This window comes from Enterobacter cloacae complex sp. I2 (genome assembly GCF_014896205.1).
Lineage (GTDB): Bacteria > Pseudomonadota > Gammaproteobacteria > Enterobacterales > Enterobacteriaceae > Enterobacter > Enterobacter quasihormaechei.
In genome coordinates this window covers 1-23,831 of record NZ_JADBRA010000023.1, presented here as the reverse complement: position 1 = coordinate 23,831, position 23,831 = coordinate 1, and the positions used below count along the sequence as shown (strand labels likewise).

Below are 23,831 nucleotides of genomic sequence, written 5' to 3'. Positions count from 1 at the left end.
TCGGAGCGCCCTTTTTTTATTCGCGTTTCAGCCGCTTCGAGTTGCACAGCCAGAGGGTGATCACCAGCAGCAGGATCGCCGCCGAGTAGATCAGCACGTCGAGCGGGGATTTATGATCGACGATGATCAGCCGCACAATCGCGGTGATGCCGATGTAGATGAAATAGCGCAGCGGGAAGTGAAAGCCGGACTGGAAGTACTTCACAATCAGGGCAATAAACTCGAAGTAGAGAAAGTAGACCACCAGCCCTTCCACCAGCGCATATTTGCTGGTTTGCTCAGGGGCAAATAGCACATCAGCCAGATGCACCGTCTCTTTGCCGAGAAAGACGACCAGGATCAGGCCAAGGCTCAGCAGACCGAGGTTCAGCACGGTCTGGAGTATCGTTGAGATGAACTCAACGCGCGGGCGAGTCAGGGATGTCATACAGCACCTCATTCTCCAGGGCGAGGTTCCTGTATAACGCAAAAATGTGACGGGGATCTATATTTTTTGTTTATGTTTGGCGCATTCGCCCGGTGGCGCTGCGCTTACCGGGCCTACAAAAACCGTAGGCCGGGCAAACAAGCATCAGCGGAAGTTAATGTTCTTATCGCTGGTCATGTCATACAGCTGGAACTTACGTCCAAGCTGCTGACCACCGTCACGCGTCAGCGGCGTCCAGCCCACTGCCGCACGGCTGCGGGTCGGACCGGATGAGAACAGATCCAGCGGAATCGACACGTACACCCCTTTGGTGAAGTCCCCTTCCCCGTACTCGTCCGGCGAAACGTTGGTAATAGTGGCATAGCCGCCCACCACGACGCCGCTGTCGAAGTGTTTGGAGATATCCAGCGTGCCGCCCTTATCGCCCGCCAGATACTGCCCGACACTGGCTTTCACCAGCACGTCCTGCGCGAACGACGGCGTCCAGTAGGCGGTCAGGTGACCGGTTTTGACGCTGTAGTCGGTGAACTTCATCATGTCCTGCGCGCTACGCCAGTCACGCTGTTTCACGTAGTTGGCGTCAATCCCGAAGGCCCAGTTGCTGTCGACAGGACGATACAACACTTCCGCCCCCGCGCCGCCAAACATGGTTTCCAGATAGCCACCGTAAACCTGGCCGTAGAAACCGTTGCCGAAGTACTGGAAGTAGTTGGCCTGGAGGTTATTCACGTAGATATCGTTCTGCACGTATTCACGCACGCGGGTACGCACGCGCGGCAGTTTTGAATCGTTCGGCGGGTTGGTGTAGTTAAATTTGTCGTAGTTGTTGGCAAGGTTGCCGAACAGGCTACCGGTGGTCAACAGGTGGTCGGTCACCCACAGATCGGCCGTCGCCATCGCGCCCAGCTGATACATGTAGAAGTTTTCCGGCCCGCCGACGGACTGGTTCAGCACCGGATCGATATGGAAATCGAAGCGGGGCTTATCGATATACCAGCCCTGCTCGGTACTCTCTGGCACCACCGGCTCAACGCGTTTTTGCACCAGCTCGGTTTCATGTCCCAGCGGCTCACCTTCAAGATGACGCTTAAGGCTGGCAACGTCGGTTTCGGTTGTGACCTGCGGCATGTTGAGACGGTTCTCCGTCACGCGGATCGTGCGGATCCCCTCCGGCAGATCGTTCATAACGATCCGGTTGGCGCGCTCGATCCCTTCGCGGGAATCACGGTATTTCACCTGCTCGCCGGTGACGTACAGCGTATCGCCTTTGGTCTGGATCTTCGGATCCGCCAGCCCCGCGTTATATTTCAGCAGCGTCAGCTGATTCGCCACCACGGAGTGCTGAATGATCGCATCCTGCGGCTCCGGCTGGTATTTAGGCCTCGGGTTGTCATTGTAGCGCGGACGCATATCGTTAAAGTTGGTGCGCAGCGTGAAGCCAAACATCAGGGTATTGCCGCGCTCGTAGCTGAGGTTAACGTCGGCCCAGTCGGTCACGCGGTAAATGGCGCCGACGTTAAACTTGCTCTTCTGCTCAATCTTGCCGGCAAAATCTTCGCTGTAGTTATTGCCTTCATACTCCAGCTTCAGGCGCAGCGGCTGCCAGGGCGTTTGATACTCTACGCCGCCAAATAGCGAGGCCGGGCCGTGGAACATCTGGTCGCCGTTGATGGAGCCCGCTTTTTTGTAGCTGTTATCGCGGTAGCAATATTTGTCGCTGTAGGAGCAGAACGGATTGGTTACGTTGCCGCTGGTCCCAAGATAGCCCCAGCCGAGACCCAGCGAGAAATCAAACGGCCCCCAGGCTTTACTGGCAACGATGTATTCCGCATCAAACAGGCCGGTACCGCCGATATCCTTCGCACCGACGGAGACCTGCGGCATCCAGTAGCTCTCTTCCCACAGGCGCAGCTTCACGTCGAAGGCTTTGTCTTTATAGGTCTGATCGCCGGAGAAGGCGTCGACGCTGCTGTACTGTTTCGTTCGCACGTCGGTGTAGCGCAGCGTGGTCTCCAGCCAGGGGAACAGCTGCACGGACGCAGAATAGTAGCGGTACTGATCGTTATCGCGATAGTTAAGGCTGATTTCCCCCTCGCGTGCCATCCGCGCGGTCGGGGTTTGCAGTAAGCCCACGCCGCCAAAATCGGACTGCGACGGGCCAATCGGTGCCGGATACGTTTCTGCATGACAGGCGGCACTCACGCACAGTGCAAGCATGCTGTAGAGATAGGTTTTTTTCATTATTCCGGTATCCGCTGTATCAGGGAGCGAAGGATATCGGCATTAAGCCCGTCATACGCTTTCGTCCAGAAATGGTCGGCAAAACCGACAAAAATAATGCTGCCCGGCATGGGTTCGATATGGCGTTTATTCCAGTAAGCCACCGGCGCTTTCTGCGTATGCCCGTCCGGATAGACCACCCAGGCATAGCTGTTATCGGCACCGCTGAGCAGGCTTTGTTCGTCAAGATAGCTCGCGACGTCCCGGCCCGGCGTAAACGGCTTAATGCCAGGGCTGCTGATGAGCCCCATCACGGTGACGGTGGAAGGCTGAGCCGGAAGCCACAGGGTATAATCCCCCTCCAGCGACGGATTGCCGTTTTCCGCGACGCGCACCTCATCCGGGTCGAGATTCACCTTCTGCCGGCCCGTCACCTTCAGGGCCTGAAGCTGCTGGCGCAGGCTGTTGATGGCCGCGGCATCGTCGGCGTCTTCCTGCTGTGCCAGCCCGGATAATCTGGCGAGCAGCGCCTGATGTCTTTGTTCCGCGACAATCGTCGCCTGACGCTCGCTGATAACGCCCCCGGTCCACCAGCTTTTCGCCAGTCTCGGCTGACCCACCAGATCGAGCAGATGCCCGGCATTGGTTAAGGTTTTGGGTTTTTCGCTGTCCGGGGTGTAGACCTGTACCGTTCCCGCAGACCACGCCAGCGGCGAGGCAAGGCTGGCGAGAAGCGCAACGTGGATGAACGTTTTCATGATTTCGCCGCCTTGATCAGGGTGGTCTTCACCGGGAAGAAACCGGCACCGAGATACTGCAAGGACTGGCGGATTTGCCCCTCTTCGTCCACCCAGAAGCGGTTATGCCAGGTGGCCTGGTCGGTTGTCACCTCTTCCTCCAGCACGCGAACCTGCGTTTCGTCGCTGCCCACCTTTACGCTGTCCGTACCGTCCCAGCGGAAAGTGGAGCGGGCCGTGGCATAACGCACCTGTTTGTGTTCGGTCCAGCCCATCGTGCGCGTCCAGCTTGCGCCATCGACAATCTGATTCGGCTTAATGAGCGGATCTTCAGCCAGGTTGTTCACCTCGATCAGGTTGTCGCCGCCGAGCAACGTTTTCACGATTCGGGCATGCTGCGTGACGATGGTGGCCTGATCCTGCGTCACCCATTTCTGCTGCCCGTTTTCATCGAAAGCGAGCACCACAAACAGTTGCGGACCATCGTTTAGCTGCATGTACTGGCTGGCATACGGCATGTTCTGAAGTTCGTCATCGGTCAGATGCACGCCCGGCGTGCCGAACATGCTGTCCCACAGTGAGTTGCCCAGCCCTTTAGTGGTAGCTGAGCACGCCTGCAACAGCAGGCAAATCAGGATGATTGCAGGTCGCTTCACGACTCTTCTCCGAAGGGGCGAAATAACCACACCGAAGTGTGGTTATGATTAAAACACCCGGTATTACTGGGTGCTGGTCGTCGTAGTGGTCGTGGTTCCGGTATTGGAGCCATCACCGCCACCGGTTGCCGCCAGCGCGACACCCACGGCTGAACTTACGGCGCTGGTGCTGGCTGCGGTAGAACTTCCCGCAGACGCAGACGTCGCTGCCGACCCTGCTGCTTCCCCGACCTGGACCGGAGCTGCATAGACAGACGTCGCCGCAAGTGCAGATATGGCAAAAATGCCATACAGTACTTTCTTCATAACAATTTCCCTTCAATGAATGAATGGAGATTTGCCCGAAAGAAATTCAGGCGGATTCGAGTATACACAACTAACACTGAGGGTTTACCGTACGGGGAAATAGGGAAAGGGTTTTCGGACTAATGGATAAAAATGAAACGAAAGAAGAATAGATAAAATATATAACCAATATAAATCAGCTAGTTATAATATAGACACGCTAAAGTATTTCTGCGTATTTTCTTAAAATAAACCGCAGTAATTAACGGGTTAGCCGCGTTTTTCGGATTAAACTCAGACCCGAAATTTGAGTTAACTAACAGACATCAGGAATTATCCGATAAAAAAATGCCGGCATATCGCCGGCATTTTTCATGACATATTTATTACCCACGCCATGCTTTATAGCGGTTAATCAAACCGTTGGTGGAGCTGTCGTGGCTGTCGATTGCTTTATCGTCGCCCAGCTCCGGCAGAATGCGGTTTGCCAGCTGTTTACCCAGCTCAACGCCCCACTGGTCAAAGGTGAAGATATTGAGGATAGCGCCCTGGGTGAAGATCTTGTGCTCGTACAGCGCAATCAGCGCGCCCAGGCTGAACGGGGTGATTTCGCGCAGCAGGATGGAGTTAGTTGGACGGTTGCCTTCGAACACCTTGAACGGCACAACGTGGTCCAGCGTGGCCGGATCTTTACCCTGGTCACGATACTCCTGCTCAACTACCTCGCGGGATTTGCCGAACGCCAGCGCTTCGGTCTGGGCGAAGAAGTTAGACAGCAGCTTCTGATGGTGGTCGGACAGCGGGTTGTGCGTAATCGCCGGGGCGATGAAATCGCACGGTACCATTTTGGTACCCTGGTGGATCAGCTGGTAGAACGCATGCTGGCCGTTGGTGCCCGGCTCGCCCCAGATGATTGGGCCAGTCTGGTAATCCACCGCGTTGCCGTTACGGTCAACGTACTTACCGTTGGATTCCATGTTGCCCTGCTGGAAGTAGGCCGCAAAGCGGTGCATGTACTGGTCGTACGGCAGGATCGCTTCGGTTTCAGCGCCGAAGAAGTTGTTGTACCAGATACCGATCAGCGCCAGCAGCACCGGCAGGTTTTTCTCAGGCGCGGTGGTGGAGAAGTGTTTGTCCATCGCGTGCGCACCGGAGAGCAGCTCAACGAAGTTGTCGAAGCCGACGGACAGAATGATGGACAGGCCGATTGCAGACCACAGAGAGTAGCGGCCGCCAACCCAGTCCCAGAACTCGAACATGTTCGCCGTATCAATGCCGAACTCGCCTACCGCTTTACCGTTGGTGGAGAGCGCCGCAAAGTGTTTCGCCACGTGCTTTTCGTCACCCGCGGTTTTCAGGAACCAGTCGCGCGCGCTGTGGGCGTTGGTCATGGTTTCCTGGGTGGTGAAGGTTTTGGACGCCACCAGGAACAGGGTGGTTTCCGGGTTCACTTTTTTCAGCACTTCAGCGATGTGAGTCCCATCGACGTTAGAGACGAAGTGCATGTTGAGGTGGTTTTTGTAAGGGCGCAGCGCCTCGGTCACCATGAACGGGCCGAGGTCAGAGCCGCCGATACCGATGTTCACCACGTCGGTGATTGCTTTGCCGGTGTAGCCTTTCCAGCTGCCGGAGATGATCGCTTCAGAGAAGGTTTTCATCTTTTCCAGCACCGCGTTCACTTCCGGCATCACATCTTTGCCGTCAACGATGATTGGAGTATTGCTACGGTTACGCAGCGCCACGTGCAGTACGGCACGATCTTCGGTGCGGTTGATCTTCTCACCAGAGAACATGGATTTGATGGCATCAGCCAGCTCGGTCTCTTTCGCCAGATCTTGCAGCTTCGCCAGCGTCTCTTCGGTGATACGGTTCTTGGAGAAATCCACCAGCATCAGGTCATCGAAGGTGGCGGAGAACTTGCTGAAACGATCGGCATCTTTCGCGAACAGATCCGCGATGGTGACGTCTTTCATTTCATCAAAATGTTTCTGTAGTGCCTGCCATGCAGCGGTCTGCGTTGGGTTGATGTTTTTCATAGCAATACTCTTCTGATTTGAGAATTGTGACTGCGGTCGATTGTAGCGCCTGCAAATAAAAATTGTGATGGTTTTTATGCCATTGCCCTGGTCTGCATCAAACGCAGGTGAAAAGACCCGAAAAGTATAGCTGCTGTCGCGCCCTTCCGGCGTGGCGAAATGTCGGTCAAAAGGGGGTAAAAAGGAGCATAAAATATGGGCCTGTTATAAGTCCTGTTTCTGAGGGGTACCCCCCCATGAAAAATCCGCATAATCCCAGCATTGACAGGACCTCCCCCGCATTTTATTTATAGGGCCGTATTTTGCGCCTGCACCTGTCCTCGCTTCACTCTTGTGCCAAGGTCGCTCTATTCATTCCCTGACACGAGGTTGTTATGACGAGTTTTGTGGTCGCCAAGTTTGGCGGCACCAGTGTGGCAGACTACGCTGCCATGAACCGCAGCGCCGATGTGGTGCTGGCCGATCCGAATACCCGCCTGGTGGTGCTGTCCGCCTCAGCCGGCGTGACGAACCTGCTGGTTTCGCTGTCTGAAGGACTGGAGGCGACCGAGCGTTTCGTGAAGCTGGATGCGCTACGCAAAATTCAGTTCGACATCCTTGAGCGTCTGCAAAACCCGAACGTCATTCGTGAGGAAGTGGAACGCCTGCTGGAAAATATTACCACCCTGGCAGAAGCCGCGTCGCTGGCCACCTCAACCGCGCTGACCGACGAGCTGGTCAGCCACGGCGAGCTGATGTCCACCCTGCTGTTCGTTGAGATCATGCGCGAGCGCAATATTCAGGCGCAGTGGTTTGACGTGCGCAAAGTGATGCGCACCAGCGACCGCTTTGGCCGCGCCGAGCCGGACGTGGAAGCGCTGGCCGAGCTGACCAGCCAGCAGCTTGCCCCGCGCCTTGATGAAGGCATTGTGATCACCCAGGGCTTTATCGGTAGCGAAGCCAAAGGACGCACCACCACGCTGGGCCGCGGCGGTAGCGACTACACTGCCGCCCTGCTGGGCGAAGCCCTGCACGCGACCCGCGTGGATATCTGGACGGACGTGCCGGGTATTTACACTACCGACCCGCGCGTGGTGTCTGCGGCAAAACGTATTGACGTGATCGCCTTTGAAGAAGCGGCGGAAATGGCCACCTTCGGCGCGAAAGTGCTGCATCCGGCCACGCTGCTGCCTGCCGTGCGCAGCGACATTCCGGTTTTCGTTGGTTCCAGTAAAGATCCAAAGGCGGGCGGGACGCTGGTCTGCAAGAAAACCGAGAACCCACCGCTGTTCCGCGCGCTGGCCCTGCGCCGCAAGCAGACGCTGGTTACCCTGCACAGCCATAATATGCTGCACTCCCGCGGCTTCCTGGCAGAAGTGTTTGGTATCCTGGCGCGCCATAATATCTCCGTGGATCTGATCACCACCTCGGAAGTGAGCATCGCACTGACGCTCGACACCACCGGCTCCACCTCTACCGGCGATACCCTGCTGACGCAATCGCTGCTGATTGAGCTGTCCGAACTGTGCCGCGTGGAAGTGGAAGAAGATCTGGCGCTGGTTGCCATCATCGGTAACAAGCTGTCGCGCGCCTGCGGCGTGGGCAAAGAGGTCTTCGGCGTGCTCGACCCGTTCAGCATCCGCATGATTTGCTACGGCGCCTCCAGCTATAACCTCTGCTTCCTGGTCCCTGCCGATCAGGCCGAGCAGGTCGTGCAGAAACTTCATCAGAATTTGTTTGAATAAAATTCGTTAGCACGATAAACAATACCAATAAGCCGGGCACAGACCCGGCTTTTTTATTACAAAACAACACGACAATACTGCAAGGAATTCACTATGTTATCCGCTATCACCCGGCTGTTCCCGCTATGGGCGCTGCTGCTCTCCATACTCGCGTATTACACCCCTAGCACGTTCACGGGCATTGGTCCGTGGGTCACCACGCTGCTGATGCTGATTATGCTCGGCATGGGCGTACACCTGAAAATCGACGATTTTAAACGCGTGCTGTCTCGCCCGGCGCCGGTTGCCGCGGGTATTTTCCTGCACTACCTGGTGATGCCGCTCGCGGCGTGGCTGCTGGCGATGGCCTTCAAAATGCCACCGGACCTTTCCGCCGGGATGGTGCTGGTGGGCAGCGTTGCCAGCGGTACGGCATCTAACGTGATGATCTTCCTGGCGAAAGGCGACGTGGCGCTGTCCGTCACCATCTCGTCCGTTTCCACGCTGGTGGGCGTGATTGCCACACCGCTATTAACCCGCCTGTACGTGGACGCGCATATTCAGGTGGACGTGATGGGCATGCTGCTCAGCATTTTGCAAATCGTGGTGATCCCGATTGCGCTGGGGCTGATTATCCACCATCTGTTCCCACGCGTGGTGAAAGCGGTTGAGCCGTACCTGCCCGCGTTTTCGATGGTCTGCATTCTGGCGATCATCAGCGCCGTGGTAGCCGGTTCCGCCTCGCACATTGCCTCGGTGGGCTTTGTGGTGATCGTCGCGGTGGTGCTGCACAACACCATCGGCCTGCTGGGCGGATACTGGGGCGGGAAGCTGTTTGGCTTTGACGAATCCACCTGCCGCACGCTGGCGATCGAAGTGGGAATGCAGAACTCCGGCCTGGCGGCGGCGCTCGGAAAAATTTACTTCTCGCCGCTTGCAGCCCTGCCGGGCGCGCTGTTCTCCGTCTGGCACAACCTGTCTGGTTCGCTGCTGGCGGGCTACTGGTCCGGTAAGCCGATTGATGAACAACCGAAAAAAGATGCGCTGAAACAGGGTTAATTAACCCGGCTTGCTTTACACTGGAGCTTCCCCATCAGGAGGCTTCAGCAATGGCGACACCACGATTGACCCAGAAAGACATGACGGAAGCCGAGCAGCGCGAACTGAAAACGCTTCTCGACCGCGCCCGCATCGCGCATGGCCGCACGCTGACGAATGCCGAAACCAATCAGGTTAAAAAAGAGTACATCGACAAGCTGATGGCACAACGTGAGGCTGCGGCGAAAAAAGCCCGCAAGCTGAAAAAAGAGCAGGCTTATAAACCGGATGCAGAGGCAACCTTTTCCTGGTCCGCCAGCACATCAACCCGTGGAAGGCGCTAATCAGCGCCCTTTCTTTTTACGCCCCGGCTGGGTAAAGCGTTTTCCGTTACCCGGCTTGCCTCGCCCTTTCTCTTCCGCCTGCGGTGCCTTAACCACCGGACGTTTAATCGCCTGCGTTTTCGGTTTGGCTTTGGCTTTCGGCTTCGCTTCGGACGAGGAGTTTTCGATAAGCTTGAACAGCTCGATCAGCTCGTCGTCCGTCAGGTCGCGCCACTCGCCCAGCGGGATCCCGGACAGGCTGACGTTCATGATGCGCGTGCGTTCCAGCTTCGTCACTTCATAACCAAAATACTCGCACATGCGGCGGATCTGGCGGTTTAAGCCCTGCACCAGGGTAATGCGGAAGGCAAACGGCGCTTCTTTTTTGACCTTGCACTTCTTCGTGACGGTGCCCAGAATCGGCACGCCTGCGCCCATCCCGCGAATGAACTCGTCCGTCACCGGCTTGTTCACCGTCACGATGTACTCTTTCTCGTGGTCGTTACCGGCACGCAGAATTTTGTTCACCAGGTCGCCGTGGTTGGTAAGGAAAATCAGCCCCTGAGAGTCTTTATCCAGGCGACCAATCGGGAAGATACGGCTGCTGTGGTTAACGAAATCAACGATGTTGTCCCGCTCGCCATCTTCCGTGGTGCTGACAATCCCAACCGGTTTGTTCAACGCGATAAACACCAGGTCTTCGGCATCACGGGGTTCGATGACCTGACCATTCACTTTAACCACATCGCCAGGCACCACCTGATCGCCGATGGTGGCGCGTTTGCCGTTGAGAAACACGTTACCCTGTTCAATGTAACGGTCAGCCTCGCGACGTGAGCAGATCCCGCTCTCGCTAATGTATTTGTTTAATCGGGTTGATTGAGTTGGCAGCATAGTTTCTCCTGTGAAGGGCGAAATATACCTTACCTTGCGGCTGACAAAAAAGACCTAGTAACCGTTGATCAGAAAATCGAGTGCATCACGCAATGAAGCACTGCTGTCAGTGAGATCGGAAACGCGTTCACCTAACTCTTTTGAAGAGATGCCTGACAGCATATGCATCATGACCACGCAGGGCTTACCCGCGATTTCAACGACAGGGCACACTTTCGCAGGCGGACGAATGCCGCCCAGCTGGCTTAATTCTACAGCGGGAGCAACCAGTACATGTTTCATCACATTAGCAACAGGGTGCTGCATATTGATAAGCCATGGATAGGCATTTTTCCCATTCCCTGCATTCTCATAAGCAAAATATTGCACCATCAGAATGACCTCTGAAAGTCGCTGAAAGAGCCGTTTTCATCAACCCACTGGTTGATGGCCTCTATAGACGCTTTATTTTCTGCTAACCACTCTGCGCGCTGGTGCGCACGAAACTGTTCCTGTAGGGCGGCAGTGAGTACAGCAGAGAGATTAAGTTTGAGACGTCGCGCTTCTTCAAGAATGTCAGGTGCTAACGAAACATTGACGGATTTTTTTATGCCGTTAGTAGTGCGCATGATAACCCCCATTGGAATGCGCATGAATTGGCGAAGTGTAGCGTAATAAACGAGCATTTTCTATTCCCTTATAAATGTAAGGTCTGAAGAGTAAAATGCTCTTTATAGAGTGTCACGCCTCGCAAATGGGTTTTGCGAGGCGCTTTCAGAGATTAATACTCATCCCGCTCGTCGTCTTCATCCGGTTGTTCCATCACGCTATACGCCACCGCGCAGAACAGCGAGTTAAGACGCTTCATATCCCCCAGCAGCCCCAGGTGCAGGGAGCTGGTCTCGATGCTCTGAACGTTCTGCTGGTGCAGACGCTCAACGTGGGCGTGCGAGTATCGGCGGTTGAGAATGCGGAAGCGATGCTTGTTGCGGCGCAGGCGGCGCGCGCTCGGCACGTCGCTGGAGAAGAACACCGACATCGCCAGCTTCAGGTTGCTCACCAGCTTTTCGTGCAGCGCTTCCAGCTCCTTCAGCCCTTCCACGGAGAAGGCCCGACGCGCGGCCAGGGATTTGTCCGCGATTTCGCTGCCCATACGCTCGACGATGTCCGAGGCCTGCTCCAGGTTAAGCGACATCTCAATGATTTCCGCCCAGCGGCGGGACTCCTCTTCCGCCAGCTCGTCCTGGGGGATGCGCGCCAGATAGAGCTTGATGGCGGTGTACAGCACATTGATATCGTCCGCCAGCCTGCGCAGCTCCTTCTCCTCGCGCGGCTCGCCGTGCATCACCTTTTTCAGCCCTTCGAGCATGGTTTCCATCGCGTCGCCCATGCGCAGCGTTTCGCGGGCGGCGTTGGCGATAGCCAGCGCGGGGGTGTCCAGCACCGAGGTATCCAGATGCTTCGGCTTGAGGCGTGCGTCCAGCTCCGGTTCATCACGAATCAGGCGTTCGCAGAAGCGGGCCATTGGGGCGGCAAACGGCACCATCGCCAGGCAGCGCACCAGGTTATAGAAGACGTGGAAGTAGATCACCAGCTCCGCTTTCGGCAGAGAGATGTTATCCATCAGGTTGGCCAGCGGATGCACAAACGGCAGAATGATCAGGCTGCCCACCAGCTTAAACAGTAAACTTCCCAGCGCCACGCGGCGGGCGGCAGCATTGGCGGCGCTGTTGTTGAGCATCGCCAGCAGGCCAGAACCGAGGTTGGCGCCGATCACCAGGCACAGCGCCACCGGGAAAGAGATGGCCCCCGCAGCGGTGAGCGTCGCCGTCAGCAGAACGGCTGCCAGGCTGGAGTAGCTGACGATGGCAAACACCGCACCGATCAGCGCATCCAGCATAATATCGCCGGTTAACGAGGCGAAGATGACCTGCACGCCGTTGGCCTGGGTGATCGGCGTAACCGCCTGCACAATCAGCTCCAGCGCCAGCAGGATCAGCCCGAGGCCGATGCCGACGCGTCCGAGCTGCCCGGCACGACTTTGCTTACGGCTGAGGAAGAAAATGACGCCGATAAAAATCAGCAGCGGCGACAGCCAGGAGAGATCGAAGGTCAGGATACGCGCCATCAGCGCGGTCCCCACATCAGCGCCGAGAACGATCACCAGCGCCGGAGCGAGGGCGACCAGATCCTGCGCCACAAACGAAGTGACGAGCATGGTGGTAGCATTACTGCTTTGCACCAGCGCCGTGACGCCAATACCCGCGCAGAAGGCGAGCGGCTTCTTCTCAACGCTGCCGCTGAGAACGGTACGTAAACGTGCGCCAAACACGCGCATTACGCCGGTACGAACGATATGGGTGCCCCATACCAGCAGTGCGACTGCGGAGAGCAGGTGTAACAACGTCAACACGGTTGGTTTTCCTCCTTATCGTTATCTGTTTTCCTGAGGTTTGTTGCGCGTTGTCTTGCCGGATGGCGGCTACGCCTTATCCGGCCTACGCGTAGGCCCGGTCAGCGCAGCGCCACCGGGCAATGTGGTAAGAACCTTCTTCCAGTATAAGGGTTTAAACGTAAGAAAGAGACAGGGCACCCTGGAGGTGCCCTGTTTGTTGTAAGGAAAAGTGACGTTAGTCTGCGTCGTAGCCTAAATTCGGCGCCAGCCAGCGTTCTACCTCTGACACGCTCATGCCTTTACGCTGGGCGTAATCTTCAATCTGATCGCGCTGAAGCTGCGCCACGGCGAAGTACTTGCTATCCGGGTGGCTGAAGTACCATCCGGAAACGGACGCGCCCGGCCACATGGCAAATGACTCGGTGAGCTTCATGCCCGTATGCGCTTCTACGTCCAAAAGTTTCCAGATAGTGCCCTTTTCGGTATGTTCCGGACAGGCCGGATACCCCGGTGCCGGACGAATGCCCTGGTAGTTTTCGCGGATCAGCTCCTCGTTGCTAAGGTTCTCATTCGCCGCGTAGCCCCAGTGCACCTTACGTACGCGTTCGTGCAGGTATTCAGCAAAGGCTTCCGCCAGACGGTCGGCAATCGCTTTCACCATGATTTTGTTGTAATCATCATGCTGTGCGTCGAACGCATCCGCCAGCGCATCTTCTTCCAGACCCCCGGTGACGGCAAACGCGCCGATATAGTCGGCTTTCCCACTCAGCTTCGGCGCAACAAAATCCGCCAGGCAGTAGTTGGCAAAGCCCACTTTCTCCGTTTGCTGGCGCAGGTGATGGCTCACGGCCAGCACGTGGGTGCGGGTTTCATCGCGATAGATTTCCACGTCGTCGCCCACGCGGTTTGCCGGGAACAGGCCCAGCACGCCGCGCGGATTGAGGGCTTTCTCTGCGCTCAGCCTGTCGAGCATGTCGTTGGCATCTTTAAACAGGCGTTTCGCCTCTTCGCCTACCACCTCGTCTTCCAGGATGCGCGGATATTTGCCCGCCAGCGACCAGGTCATAAAGAACGGCGTCCAGTCGATGTAGTTGCGCAGCGTTTCGATGCTGGCGACCACCTCCTGCACGCCCAGACGGTGCGCGACCGGCGGCGTATAGCTTGCCCAATCGAAGGCCAGGTCGTTATCGCGCGCGGCGGCGAGCGTCACCGGCGGCGTACGCGGTTTCTTACGGCCGTGCTGAATGCGGACGGTTTCGTACTCTTTGCGGGTGCGGGCGACAAACTCATCGCGCTGGGTATCGGAAAGCAGCGCGGAGACCACTCCCACGGTGCGCGAGGCATTTTGGACATACACCGTCGGCCCACTGTAGTTTTGCTCGATTTTCACCGCCGTGTGGGCTTTCGAGGTGGTGGCCCCGCCAATCAGCAGCGGAATGGTGAAGCCCTGACGCTCCATCTCTTTCGCCACGTTGACCATCTCGTCCAGCGACGGCGTGATCAGCCCTGAAAGACCAATCAGGTCAGCATTGACTTCGCGTGCGGTCTTGAGGATTTTATCCGCCGGAACCATCACGCCGAGGTCAATAATCTCGTAGTTATTACACTGCAACACCACGCCAACAATGTTTTTGCCGATGTCGTGCACGTCACCCTTCACGGTGGCGATAACCATTTTACCGTTGCTGGAGCCCTTCTCTTTGCTGGCTTCGATAAAGGGTTCCAGATAAGCCACAGCCTGCTTCATGACGCGGGCGGATTTCACCACCTGCGGCAGGAACATCTTGCCCTCGCCGAACAGATCGCCGACCACGTTCATGCCGTCCATCAGCGGCCCTTCGATCACCTCAATCGGGCGGGCTGCCTGCTGACGCGCTTCCTCGGTATCCTGCTCGATGAACTCGGTAATCCCTTTCACCAGCGAGTATTCCAGACGCTTTTTCACGTCCCAGGCGCGCCACTCGGCCTGCTGAACGGTGGCTGATTCATCCGACTTGCTGCCGCGGTATTTTTCCGCCAGGTCGAGCATGCGCTCGGTGGCATCGTCGCGACGGTTGAGGATCACGTCCTCGACGGCGTCGCGCAGCTCCGCCGGCAGGTCGTCGTAAATCGCCAGCTGGCCCGCGTTAACGATCCCCATGTCCATCCCGTTGCGGATGGCGTAGTAGAGGAACACGGCGTGGATCGCCTCACGCACCGGGTCGTTACCACGGAACGAGAACGAGACGTTCGACACGCCGCCGGAGATCAGCGCATGCGGCAGCTCGCGTTTAATGTCTTCACACGCGCCGATAAAGTCCTGGGCGTAATTGTTGTGCTCTTCAATGCCGGTCGCGACGGCGAAGATGTTCGGGTCGAAAATGATGTCTTCCGCCGGGAAGCCCACCTCTTCGGTCAAAATCTTGTACGCGCGGCGGCATATCTCAATTTTGCGCTCGCGGGTATCGGCCTGGCCCACTTCATCGAAGGCCATCACCACCACGGCGGCCCCGTAGCGGCGCACCAGCTTCGCGTGGTGAATAAAAGTATCGACCCCTTCCTTCATCGAAATGGAGTTGACGATGCCTTTACCCTGAATGCATTTCAGCCCTTTTTCGATGACGTCCCATTTGGAGGAGTCAATCATGATTGGCACGCGGGCAATGTCCGGCTCACCAGCAATCAGGTTGAGAAAACGCACCATCGCCGCTTCGGCGTCGAGCATCCCCTCGTCCATGTTGATATCAATAATCTGCGCGCCGCTCTCGACCTGCTGGCGGGCGACGTCCAGCGCTTCGCTGTACTTCTCTTCTTTGATCAGGCGCTTGAATTTTGCGGAACCGGTAACGTTGGTACGTTCACCCACGTTCACAAACAGGCTGTCGTCGCCGATGGTCAACGGCTCAAGGCCGGAAAGGCGACAGGCAACCGGAAGCTCGGGCAGCTTGCGCGGCGGCAGCCGGTCCACGGCGCGGCTCATGGCCGCGATGTGCTCCGGCGTGGTGCCGCAGCAGCCGCCAACGATGTTCAGGAAGCCAGACTCGGCCCACTCGCGGATTTGCGCCGCCATGGTGTCGGCATCCAGATCGTATTCGCCAAACGCGTTCGGCAGACCGGCGTTCGGGTGGGCGGTGACATAGCATTCTGCGATGCGCGAAAGCTCCTGCACGTACTGGCGCAGCTCGTCCGGCCCCAGCGCGCAGTTCAGGCCGAAGGAGAGGGCTTCAGCGTGGCGCAGCGAGTTATAGAAGGCTTCGGTGGTCTGGCCGGAAAGCGTGCGCCCCGAGGCGTCGGTGATGGTGCCGGAAATCATGATCGGCAGGTCAACGCCCAGCGCCTCGAACTCCTCTTTCACCGCGTAAATCGCGGCTTTGGCATTGAGGGTGTCGAATACGGTTTCAATCAGGATTAGGTCGGAACCGCCTTCCACCAGCGCTTTAGTAGACTCACGATAGGCGGCCACCAGCTGGTCGAAGGTGATGTTACGAAACGCCGGATCGTTTACGTCCGGTGAAATTGACGCGGTGCGGTTCGTCGGGCCAAGCACCCCGGCAACGTAGCGCGGTTTATCCGGGGTACGGGCGGTCCATTCGTCGGCGCAGGCGCGGGCGAGCCTGGCCGCCTCAAAGTTGATCTCCGCCGACAGGGATTCCATCTGGTAATCCGCCATGGCGATGGTTGTCGAGTTGAAGGTGTTGGTTTCAACAATATCCGCACCCGCTTCAAAGTAGGCGTTGTGGATATCCCGGATGACGGACGGTTTGCTCAACACCAGCAGGTCATTGTTTCCTTTCAGGTCACAAGGCCAGTCGGCAAAGCGCTCGCCACGGAAATCGTCTTCGCTCAGACGATAGCCCTGGATCATGGTGCCCATGCCGCCGTCCAGCACCAGAATTCGTTCATTTAACTGCGCACGCAGTTGCTCTACTTTGCTGCTCACACTTGCTCCCGACAACGCTCAACATGGCCAAAAGGCTGCGTTCCATACTGGCATAATCTCGCAGGGCCGAAAAGCCACACGGCGGGAACATGAGACATGTTCACCATCACTCCTCCGATCAGTCAGGAAAGCGGTTGCAAATTCACCAAATAAAACGAAAATGATTTCCACGATACAGAAAAAGGAGTTCGTCATGGTTACGACCGTTCCCGCCAAACGCGGCAGAAAACCTGCTGCCAACCCTGCCGCACAGCCCGGCGGACAGGTTCAGTCTCTGACGCGCGGCCTGAAGCTGCTGGAATGGATAGCCGAATCGCATGGTAGCGTGGCCCTGACAGAGCTGGCCCAGCAGGCTGGCCTGCCGAACTCCACAACGCACCGTCTGCTGACCACCATGCAGCAGCTGGGTTTTGTGCGTCAGGTGGGCGAGCTGGGACACTGGGCGGTGGGCGCGCATGCGTTTATTGTCGGCAGCAGTTTTCTGCAAAGCCGCAACCTGCTGGCAATTGTTCACCCGATCCTGCGCAAGCTGATGGAAGAGTCCGGCGAGACGGTCAACCTGGCGGTGCTGGACCAGAGCGACCATCAGGCCATTATTATCGACCAGGTGCAGTGCACGCAGCTGATGCGCATGTCCGCGCCGATTGGCGGCAAGCTGCCGATGCATGCCTCCGGGGCGGGTAAAGCGTTTCTGTCGCAGCTGAGCGAAGAGCAGGTGACCGGGCTGCTGCACCGTAAAGGGCTGCACGCCTACACCCACGCCACGCTGGTGTCGCCGGTGCATCTGAAAGAAGATCTGGCGTTGACCCGCAAGCGCGGCTATTCGTTTGATGACGAAGAACACGCCCTTGGGCTGCGCTGCCTCGCGTCCTGTATTTTCGACGAGCACCGCGAGCCGTTCGCCGCGATCTCGATTTCCGGGCCGATTTCGCGCATGACCGACGATCGCGTCACCGAGCTGGGCGCGCTGGTGATTAAGGCCGCGAAAGAGGTGACGCTGGCGTATGGTGGGATTCGTTAAACCGCACACAAAACCGCTGCTTGCGGCGGTAAGCGTACACATCTTCCACATGTCCGTTTTTGATCCGCGTTTGTAGCCCGCGCCAGTAGCTGGCGTGGAACAGATCTTCATGCATCTCTTCAAATAACGGCCCGATGCGTGGGTCCGCACACAGCCAGTGGCGAAACTCCTCCGGAAACACATCGCCCGGCGAAACGCTGTACCACGGCTCGCTGGACAGCTCGTCTTCCGGGTAGCGCGGCGGCGGTATGTCGCGGAAGTTTACCTCGGTCATGTAGCAAATTTCATCGTAATCGTAGAACACCACCCGCCCGTGACGGGTGACGCCGAAGTTTTTAAACAGCATATCGCCGGGAAAAATATTGGCGGCGGCGAGCTGGCGGATGGCGTTGCCGTACTCTTCGATGGCATCACGCAAAGCCTGGCCCCCTGACTGTTCCAGCCAGATATTGAGCGGCACCATACGGCGCTCAATGTAGAGATGGCTAATTGCTATTTTATCGCCCAGATCGGTGATTTTCGTTGGCGCTTCCTGCATTAACAGCGACATGAGCGCCGGATCAATCTGCTGCTTATCCAGCACAAAGTTTTCAAACTCCTGGGTATCGGCCATTCGCCCGACGCGATCGTGCTCTTTTACCAGCTGATAGCAGGCGCGGACGTGGGCGGCGGTCATCTCTTTCTGCGGGGCGAAATTATCCTTAATCACCTTAAACACCCGATCGAAGCCCGGCAGCGTGAAGACCAGCATCACCATGCCGCGGATGCCTGGCGCTTCGATAAACTGCTCATCCGCCGCGGTGACATAGCGCAGATACTCCCGATAACTTTCCGTTTTGGCATGCTTCTGACAGCCAATCGCCATATACAGCTCGGCGGTGGTTTTGCCCGGCAGGATCTCGCGCAGCCACTCCACCAGGGCGGCCGGCAGCGGAGCATAAACCATGAAATAGGAGCGGGCGAAACCAAAAACGATGCTGGCTTCGGCGCTGGTGGTCAGGCAGGTATCGACAAACAGTTCGCCGTCGTCGGTACGGTGAATGGGCAGCAGAAACGGCACAATGGCCGTCGGCGTAATCAGTTTGCCCACCAGCCAGGCGGCCTTATTCCGGTAGAACAGCTCGTTAGCCACCTGCACATGGCTGCGGCTGAGCACCTCCTCGCCGTAGGTTTCACGAAGATGGGTATGGATATAGTCAATATCCCGGAGTTTGTTCTCCCACGGCAGGCGCAGCGGCAAATCCGTTAAGATGCGATGCAGGAGCTTTTCCCACCCGCGATCGGGAAAGAAATCTTTCGCCAGCGGACGCGGAATGGTACGGAAGCGGCGCTCAGGCTGGGAGCTGAAGATAAATAACCGCTCAGGAGATAATGAGCGGTGGTCAAATAACCGGCAATAGACGGAGTTGAAAAAGCTCTCCGCAATCTCGAAGCGAGGGTAGTCGGGTAACAGATGGGTGTAACACTCTTTCACGCGCAGTAAAAATGCCGCATCCGGACTTTTACCGTCGGTAATACAGCGCAGCTGCTCCACCACCAGGCCTACGTGGTGGTCATAAAGATGGATACGCTGCTTCATGGCCTGCTGAACCGCATGCCAGTCGGCGTGCTCAAAACGCTGTTGCGCCCCGGAGGTCACTTCCAGAAAACGGCCATACTGGGCGTCAAAGCCCTGAAGAATGGTTTGGGCAATCAATAATTCCAGACCACGCGACATAGATTCCCCCTCACCCCGGCCCTCTCCCCAAAGGGGAGAGGGGGAAAAAATTAGAACTGTGCTTCTTCGGTTGAACCCGTTAATGCCGTGACGGAGGAAGTGCCGCCCTGAATAATCGTGGTCACATTGTCGAAGTAGCCGGTTCCCACTTCCTGCTGGTGAGAAACGAAGGTATAGCCCTCTTTTCCTGCCGCAAATTCTGGCTGCTGTACCTTTTCAACGTAGTGCTTCATGCCTTCGCCCTGCGCGTAGGCGTGCGCCAGGTCGAACATGTTGAACCACATGCTGTGGATACCCGCCAGGGTGATGAACTGGTACTTGTAGCCCATATCCGACAGCTGTTGCTGGAAGCTGGCAATGGTCGTGTCGTCCAGATTTTTTTGCCAGTTGAAGGACGGCGAACAGTTATAGGCCAGCAGCTTGCCCGGATATTTCGCATGAATCGCATCGGCAAAACGCTTCGCCAGCGCCAGATCCGGCATGGAGGTTTCACACCAGACCAGGTCGGCGTAAGGGGCATAGGCCAGACCGCGGCTGATGGCCTGTTCGATACCGGCATGCGTGCGATAGAACCCCTCGCTGGTGCGCTCGCCGGTAATAAATTCGCTGTCGTACGGATCGCAGTCAGAGGTGATCAGGTCCGCCGCATCCGCATCGGTACGGGCAATCACCAGCGTCGGCACGCCGAGCACGTCAGCAGCCAGACGCGCGGCAACCAGCTTCTGAATCGCTTCCTGGGTCGGGACGAGAACTTTTCCGCCCATATGCCCGCACTTCTTCACCGACGCCAGCTGATCTTCGAAGTGAACGGCCGCTGCACCGGCCTCAATCATCGATTTCATCAGTTCAAAGGCGTTAAGCACGCCGCCGAAACCCGCTTCCGCATCCGCCACGATCGGCAGGAAGTAATCAATAAAACGCGGATCGTTGGGCTCGATGCCTGCGGCCCACTGGATCTGATCCGCGCGGCGGAAGGTATTGTTGATCCGATCCACCACCGACGGTACCGAGTTGGCCGGATAAAGAGATTGATCCGGATACATGCTGGAGGCCAGGTTGGCGTCCGCCGCGACCTGCCAGCCGGAAAGGTAGATGGCTTCTATGCCGGCCTTCGCCTGCTGCAATGCCTGACCGCCGGTCAGTGCACCGAGGCTGTTGATATAGCCTTTTTTAGATCCCCCGTGCAGCAGATCCCACATTTTCGCCGCGCCATTCTGCGCCAGCGTACATTCCGGGTTTACCGAGCCGCGTAACTTCACCACTTCCTCTGCGCTGTACGGGCGACGGATGCCTTCCCAGCGCGGTTGAGTCCACTCTTTCTGTAATTCTTCGATTTGTTGGGTACGGGTTTTCATGTGCAGATGCTCCATATTGTTATGTGGTGAATTACGCCAGGAAGCGGTAGCCCGGCAGGGTCAGGAAGTCGATTAAGTCATCTGAGGTGGTGATTTGCTCCATCAGGCGCGCAGCGTCGTCAAAGCGCCCGCTGCTGAAGCGGTGCTCGCCCAGTTCGTCCTGGATGACCCGCATCTCTTCGGCCAGCATCTGACGGAACAGGGCTTTGGTGACCGGTTTGCCGTTGCTGAGCGTTTTTTGATGGTGGATCCACTGCCAGATAGAGGTACGGGAAATTTCCGCCGTGGCAGCATCTTCCATCAGGCCGTATATTGGCACGCAGCCGTTGCCTGAGATCCATGCCTCGATGTACTGCACGGCGACGCGGATGTTAGCGCGCATCCCCTCTTCCGTGCGTTCACCCGCACACGGTGCCAGCAGGTGTTCTTCAGCCGTTGGGGCATCATCCTCGCGCATGACAAACAGCTGGTTTTTGTTGTCGCCCAGCACGCGGTTAAAGACTTCCATCGCCGTATCGGCCAGGCCGGGGTGCGCGATCCACGTTCCGTCGTGGCCGTTACGCGCTTCCAGCTCTTTGTCGGCTTTCACCTTGTTGAGCACCTGATTGTTTCGCTCTGCGTCTTTGCTCGGGATAAACGCCGCCATGCCGCCCATCGCAAACGCCCCGCGTTTGTGGCAGGTCTTGATCAGCAGGCGCGAATAGGCGCTGAGGAACGGTTTATCCATGGTGACAACCTGACGATCCGGCAATACCCGGTCGGCATGGTTTTTCAGCGTCTTGATGTAGCTGAAGATGTAATCCCAGCGGCCGCAGTTCAGGCCCACAATGTGGTCGCGCAGCGCATGGAGGATCTCATGCATCTGGAATACGGCAGGCAGGGTTTCAATCAGCAGCGTTGCTTTAATGGTGCCGCGCGGCAGGCTGAAGCGGTCTTCTGCGTAGCTGAATACTTCACTCCACCACGCCGCTTCCTGCCAGGACTGGGTTTTCGGCAGATAGAAATAGGGGCCGCTGCCTTTCGCCAGCAGGCTTTTGTGGTTGTGGAAGAAGTAGAGCGCAAAGTCGAACAGGCTCCCCGGAATCGCTTCTCCGCGCCAGGTGACGTGTTTTTCAGGCAGGTGCAGACCGCGTACGCGACAGATCAGCACCGCCGGATTCGGTTTGAGCTGGTAGATTTTCCCGGCTTCGTTGGTGTAGCTGATGGTGCCGTTGACGGCGTCGCGCAGATTGATCTGCCCGTCGATCACTTTCCGCCAGTCCGGTGCCAGCGAGTCTTCAAAATCGGCCATAAAGACTTTGACGTTGGCGTTCATGGCGTTGATCACCATTTTGCGCTCTACCGGGCCGGTGATCTCCACGCGACGATCCTGTAAATCTTCAGGAATTCCGCGAATTTTCCACTCACTATGACGAATGGAAGCGGTTTCCGAAATAAAGCCTGGCAACTTGCCGTTATCGATTTCCTGTTGCTGATGAATGCGTGCCGCGAGCAGTTTATTGCGCTGCGGCGTAAAGCGAGTCACCAGTTCAGTCAGAAACTCTACCGCTTCGGCCGTCAAAACCTGCTGTTCTTGCTCACCATTCGGCTGGGTAAAGGTCAATTCATCGACCGTGGTTGCCTGTTGAGTCATCGTTCTGCTCCTCATCAAAGATCCAAAATCACGCCCCCAATGCGAACGAAAGATCGTTGTGTAGTTTTCGCTCAGCAGAATTAAGACTATCTATAAATTTTCCAAAATCAAAAACAATTTCCATTTTAATTTTAATTACAACGCAACATGATGATTAATATAGAGTTAAAGTTTCCTGGTATGTTGAACAGGATTTCAGAAATAAAAAAGGCACCCGAAGGTGCCTGATCTGAATAGCTGAAACGCTTTAGGATCGTTTAATGCAGACGATTACTCCAGCGTCGGATTCATGTGGCGAAGATCGTACGGCGTAATCTGGTAGACGTAATAGTTGAGCCAGTTAGTGAACAGCAGATTTCCGTGGCTGCGCCAGGTGGCTCCTGGTTTGTTTTGCGGATCGTTTTTCGGGAAATAGTTGTACGGGACATCCGGATTAAGACCCGCCTCGACATCCCGGAAATACTCTGACGCGAGGGTGTCGGGATCATACTCAGGATGGCCGGTAACGAACGCGATGCGTTTGTCTTTACTGGCAAACAAGTAGGCATCGCCATCTTCCGTTTCGGCCAGAATTTCCAGATCGGTGTAATCGCGGATCAGCTGTGCCGGGAAATCGGCATAGCGGGAGTGAGGCGCAAGGAAAGTGTCATCAAAGCCGCGCGTCAGCAGCGCGTGAGGATGAAGGATGTGATGTTCATACACACCAGAAAGCTTTTCGCTACGGGTTTGCTTAGGGATGCCATAGAGAATATTGAGCGCGGCTTGTACCGCCCAGCAGACAAACAAGGTTGATGTAACGTGATCTTTTGCCCACTCCAGCACCTGCCTGATCTGCGGCCAATAGGCAACGTCATTAAATTCCACCAGACCCAGCGGTGCGCCGGTGACGATCAGTCCGTCGAAGTTCTCATCGCGGATGTCCGCAAAATTACAGTAAAAATTATTCAGATGCTCGGCGGGCGTGTTGCGTGACTCACGTGCATCAATGCGCAGCAGCTGGATATCAACCTGAAGCGGAGAGTTCGAAAGCAAACGCAGGAACTGGTTCTCCGTTTCAATCTTCTTTGGCATCAAATTGAGGATCAACACCTTCAGCGGGCGAATTTCCTGACCAGAAGCACGTGAAGTTGTCATGACAAAGACGTTCTCTTCACGCAAGAAATTGACGGCTGGTAGCTCGTCCTGCACCCGAATCGGCATAACCTAAAATCCTCACAGCATACGTATAAACGTTTAGACATCCAGACAGCTAACGATACCCAGAAACGGGCTTAATGTCGAGTCTGCAAGCAGAAGGTGAGAAAGTTTCAAGGAGGGGATGGTGCGGTTTGATGCCCTCACCCCGGCCCTCTCCCACAGGGAGAGGGAGAAAAGCAAAAGCAAAAAACCCCGCACCTTACGGTACGGGGTTTCTTTAATTGATGCCTGGCAGTTCCCTACTCTCACATGGGGAGACCCCACACTACCATCGGCGCTACGGCGTTTCACTTCTG

General features: G+C 56.6%; 19 protein-coding genes. 4 read left to right on the top strand and 15 right to left on the bottom strand.

What is annotated here, in order from left to right:
• Positions 1–16: 16 nt before the first annotated feature.
• The 6 genes from psiE to pgi form a co-directional block, all read right to left on the bottom strand.
• Entirely contained in the window at positions 17–427 is a 411-nt protein-coding gene (psiE, locus tag IM300_RS18665; RefSeq protein ID WP_063449873.1) for a phosphate-starvation-inducible protein PsiE, read from the bottom strand.
• 144 nt (positions 428–571) lie between these two features.
• The gene (locus IM300_RS18660; RefSeq protein WP_063449874.1) at positions 572–2,668 is read right to left on the bottom strand and encodes a YjbH domain-containing protein; all 2,097 of its coding nucleotides are present in this window, start codon (positions 2,666–2,668) and stop codon (positions 572–574) included.
• Positions 2,668–3,405 carry a capsule biosynthesis GfcC D2 domain-containing protein gene (locus IM300_RS18655; protein WP_064910190.1) on the bottom strand — a complete coding sequence of 246 codons (738 nt, stop codon included), beginning with the start codon at positions 3,403–3,405 and terminating at the stop codon, positions 2,668–2,670. The genes IM300_RS18660 and IM300_RS18655 overlap by 1 nt, the downstream gene beginning before the upstream one ends.
• Positions 3,402–4,040, bottom strand: a complete 639-nt coding sequence (locus IM300_RS18650; RefSeq protein WP_064910192.1) for a YjbF family lipoprotein — start codon at positions 4,038–4,040, stop codon at positions 3,402–3,404. Before IM300_RS18650 ends, IM300_RS18655 begins: the two co-directional genes overlap by 4 nt.
• A gap of 63 nt (positions 4,041–4,103) precedes the next feature.
• The gene (yjbE, locus tag IM300_RS18645) at positions 4,104–4,346 is read right to left on the bottom strand and encodes an exopolysaccharide production protein YjbE (RefSeq protein WP_003860341.1); all 243 of its coding nucleotides are present in this window, start codon (positions 4,344–4,346) and stop codon (positions 4,104–4,106) included.
• A 365-nt stretch (positions 4,347–4,711) separates the two neighbouring features.
• The gene (gene pgi, locus IM300_RS18640) at positions 4,712–6,361 is read right to left on the bottom strand and encodes a glucose-6-phosphate isomerase (protein ID WP_063449877.1); all 1,650 of its coding nucleotides are present in this window, start codon (positions 6,359–6,361) and stop codon (positions 4,712–4,714) included.
• 374 nt (positions 6,362–6,735) lie between these two features.
• On the opposite strand from pgi, the gene lysC reads away from it, so the two are divergent.
• From lysC to IM300_RS18625, 3 genes are all read left to right on the top strand, one after another.
• The gene (lysC, locus tag IM300_RS18635) at positions 6,736–8,085 is read left to right on the top strand and encodes a lysine-sensitive aspartokinase 3 (RefSeq protein ID WP_063449878.1); all 1,350 of its coding nucleotides are present in this window, start codon (positions 6,736–6,738) and stop codon (positions 8,083–8,085) included.
• A gap of 93 nt (positions 8,086–8,178) precedes the next feature.
• Positions 8,179–9,123 (top strand): ketopantoate/pantoate/pantothenate transporter PanS, encoded by a 945-nt coding sequence (panS, locus tag IM300_RS18630; protein ID WP_107534462.1) that lies wholly within the window; start codon positions 8,179–8,181, stop codon positions 9,121–9,123.
• Positions 9,124–9,173: 50 nt separating this feature from the next.
• Positions 9,174–9,446: a DUF3811 domain-containing protein gene (locus tag IM300_RS18625; protein ID WP_047354151.1), complete on the top strand. Its 273-nt coding sequence runs from the start codon at positions 9,174–9,176 to the stop codon at positions 9,444–9,446.
• On the opposite strand, the gene rluF is transcribed toward IM300_RS18625, so the two are convergent.
• The 5 genes from rluF to metH all read right to left on the bottom strand — a co-directional run bounded on the left by rluF (position 9,447) and on the right by metH (position 16,612).
• Positions 9,447–10,319, bottom strand: coding sequence for a 23S rRNA pseudouridine(2604) synthase RluF (gene rluF, locus IM300_RS18620; RefSeq protein WP_022646725.1), 873 nt, complete (start codon positions 10,317–10,319; stop codon positions 9,447–9,449). It lies immediately after the preceding gene.
• A 54-nt stretch (positions 10,320–10,373) separates the two neighbouring features.
• Complete coding sequence (locus tag IM300_RS18615; protein WP_193037755.1) at positions 10,374–10,691, bottom strand: CcdB family protein; 318 nt, start codon at positions 10,689–10,691, stop codon at positions 10,374–10,376.
• Entirely contained in the window at positions 10,691–10,984 is a 294-nt protein-coding gene (locus tag IM300_RS18610; protein ID WP_063865532.1) for a type II toxin-antitoxin system CcdA family antitoxin, read from the bottom strand. Before IM300_RS18610 ends, IM300_RS18615 begins: the two co-directional genes overlap by 1 nt.
• A 95-nt stretch (positions 10,985–11,079) precedes the next feature.
• Complete coding sequence (locus tag IM300_RS18605) at positions 11,080–12,711, bottom strand: Na/Pi cotransporter family protein (RefSeq protein ID WP_102751035.1); 1,632 nt, start codon at positions 12,709–12,711, stop codon at positions 11,080–11,082.
• Between the two features lie 217 nt (positions 12,712–12,928).
• Complete coding sequence (metH, locus tag IM300_RS18600) at positions 12,929–16,612, bottom strand: methionine synthase (RefSeq protein ID WP_193037753.1); 3,684 nt, start codon at positions 16,610–16,612, stop codon at positions 12,929–12,931.
• 193 nt (positions 16,613–16,805) lie between these two features.
• Between metH and iclR the strand changes: the two genes are divergently transcribed.
• Positions 16,806–17,633 carry a glyoxylate bypass operon transcriptional repressor IclR gene (gene iclR / locus IM300_RS18595; RefSeq protein ID WP_000258962.1) on the top strand — a complete coding sequence of 276 codons (828 nt, stop codon included), beginning with the start codon at positions 16,806–16,808 and terminating at the stop codon, positions 17,631–17,633.
• Here the strand turns inward: iclR and aceK are convergent.
• The 4 genes from aceK to metA form a co-directional block, all read right to left on the bottom strand.
• The gene (aceK, locus tag IM300_RS18590; RefSeq protein ID WP_193037751.1) at positions 17,587–19,350 is read right to left on the bottom strand and encodes a bifunctional isocitrate dehydrogenase kinase/phosphatase; all 1,764 of its coding nucleotides are present in this window, start codon (positions 19,348–19,350) and stop codon (positions 17,587–17,589) included. The two genes, iclR and aceK, sit on opposite strands and share 47 nt — an antisense overlap.
• Before the next feature lie 50 nt (positions 19,351–19,400).
• The gene (gene aceA / locus IM300_RS18585; RefSeq protein ID WP_193037749.1) at positions 19,401–20,705 is read right to left on the bottom strand and encodes an isocitrate lyase; all 1,305 of its coding nucleotides are present in this window, start codon (positions 20,703–20,705) and stop codon (positions 19,401–19,403) included.
• A 31-nt stretch (positions 20,706–20,736) separates the two neighbouring features.
• The gene (aceB, locus tag IM300_RS18580) at positions 20,737–22,338 is read right to left on the bottom strand and encodes a malate synthase A (protein ID WP_193037747.1); all 1,602 of its coding nucleotides are present in this window, start codon (positions 22,336–22,338) and stop codon (positions 20,737–20,739) included.
• A 270-nt stretch (positions 22,339–22,608) separates the two neighbouring features.
• A complete protein-coding gene (gene metA, locus IM300_RS18575; protein ID WP_063865536.1) occupies positions 22,609–23,538 on the bottom strand; it encodes a homoserine O-succinyltransferase in 930 nt (309 codons plus the stop codon).
• Positions 23,539–23,831: the final 293 nt, after the last annotated feature.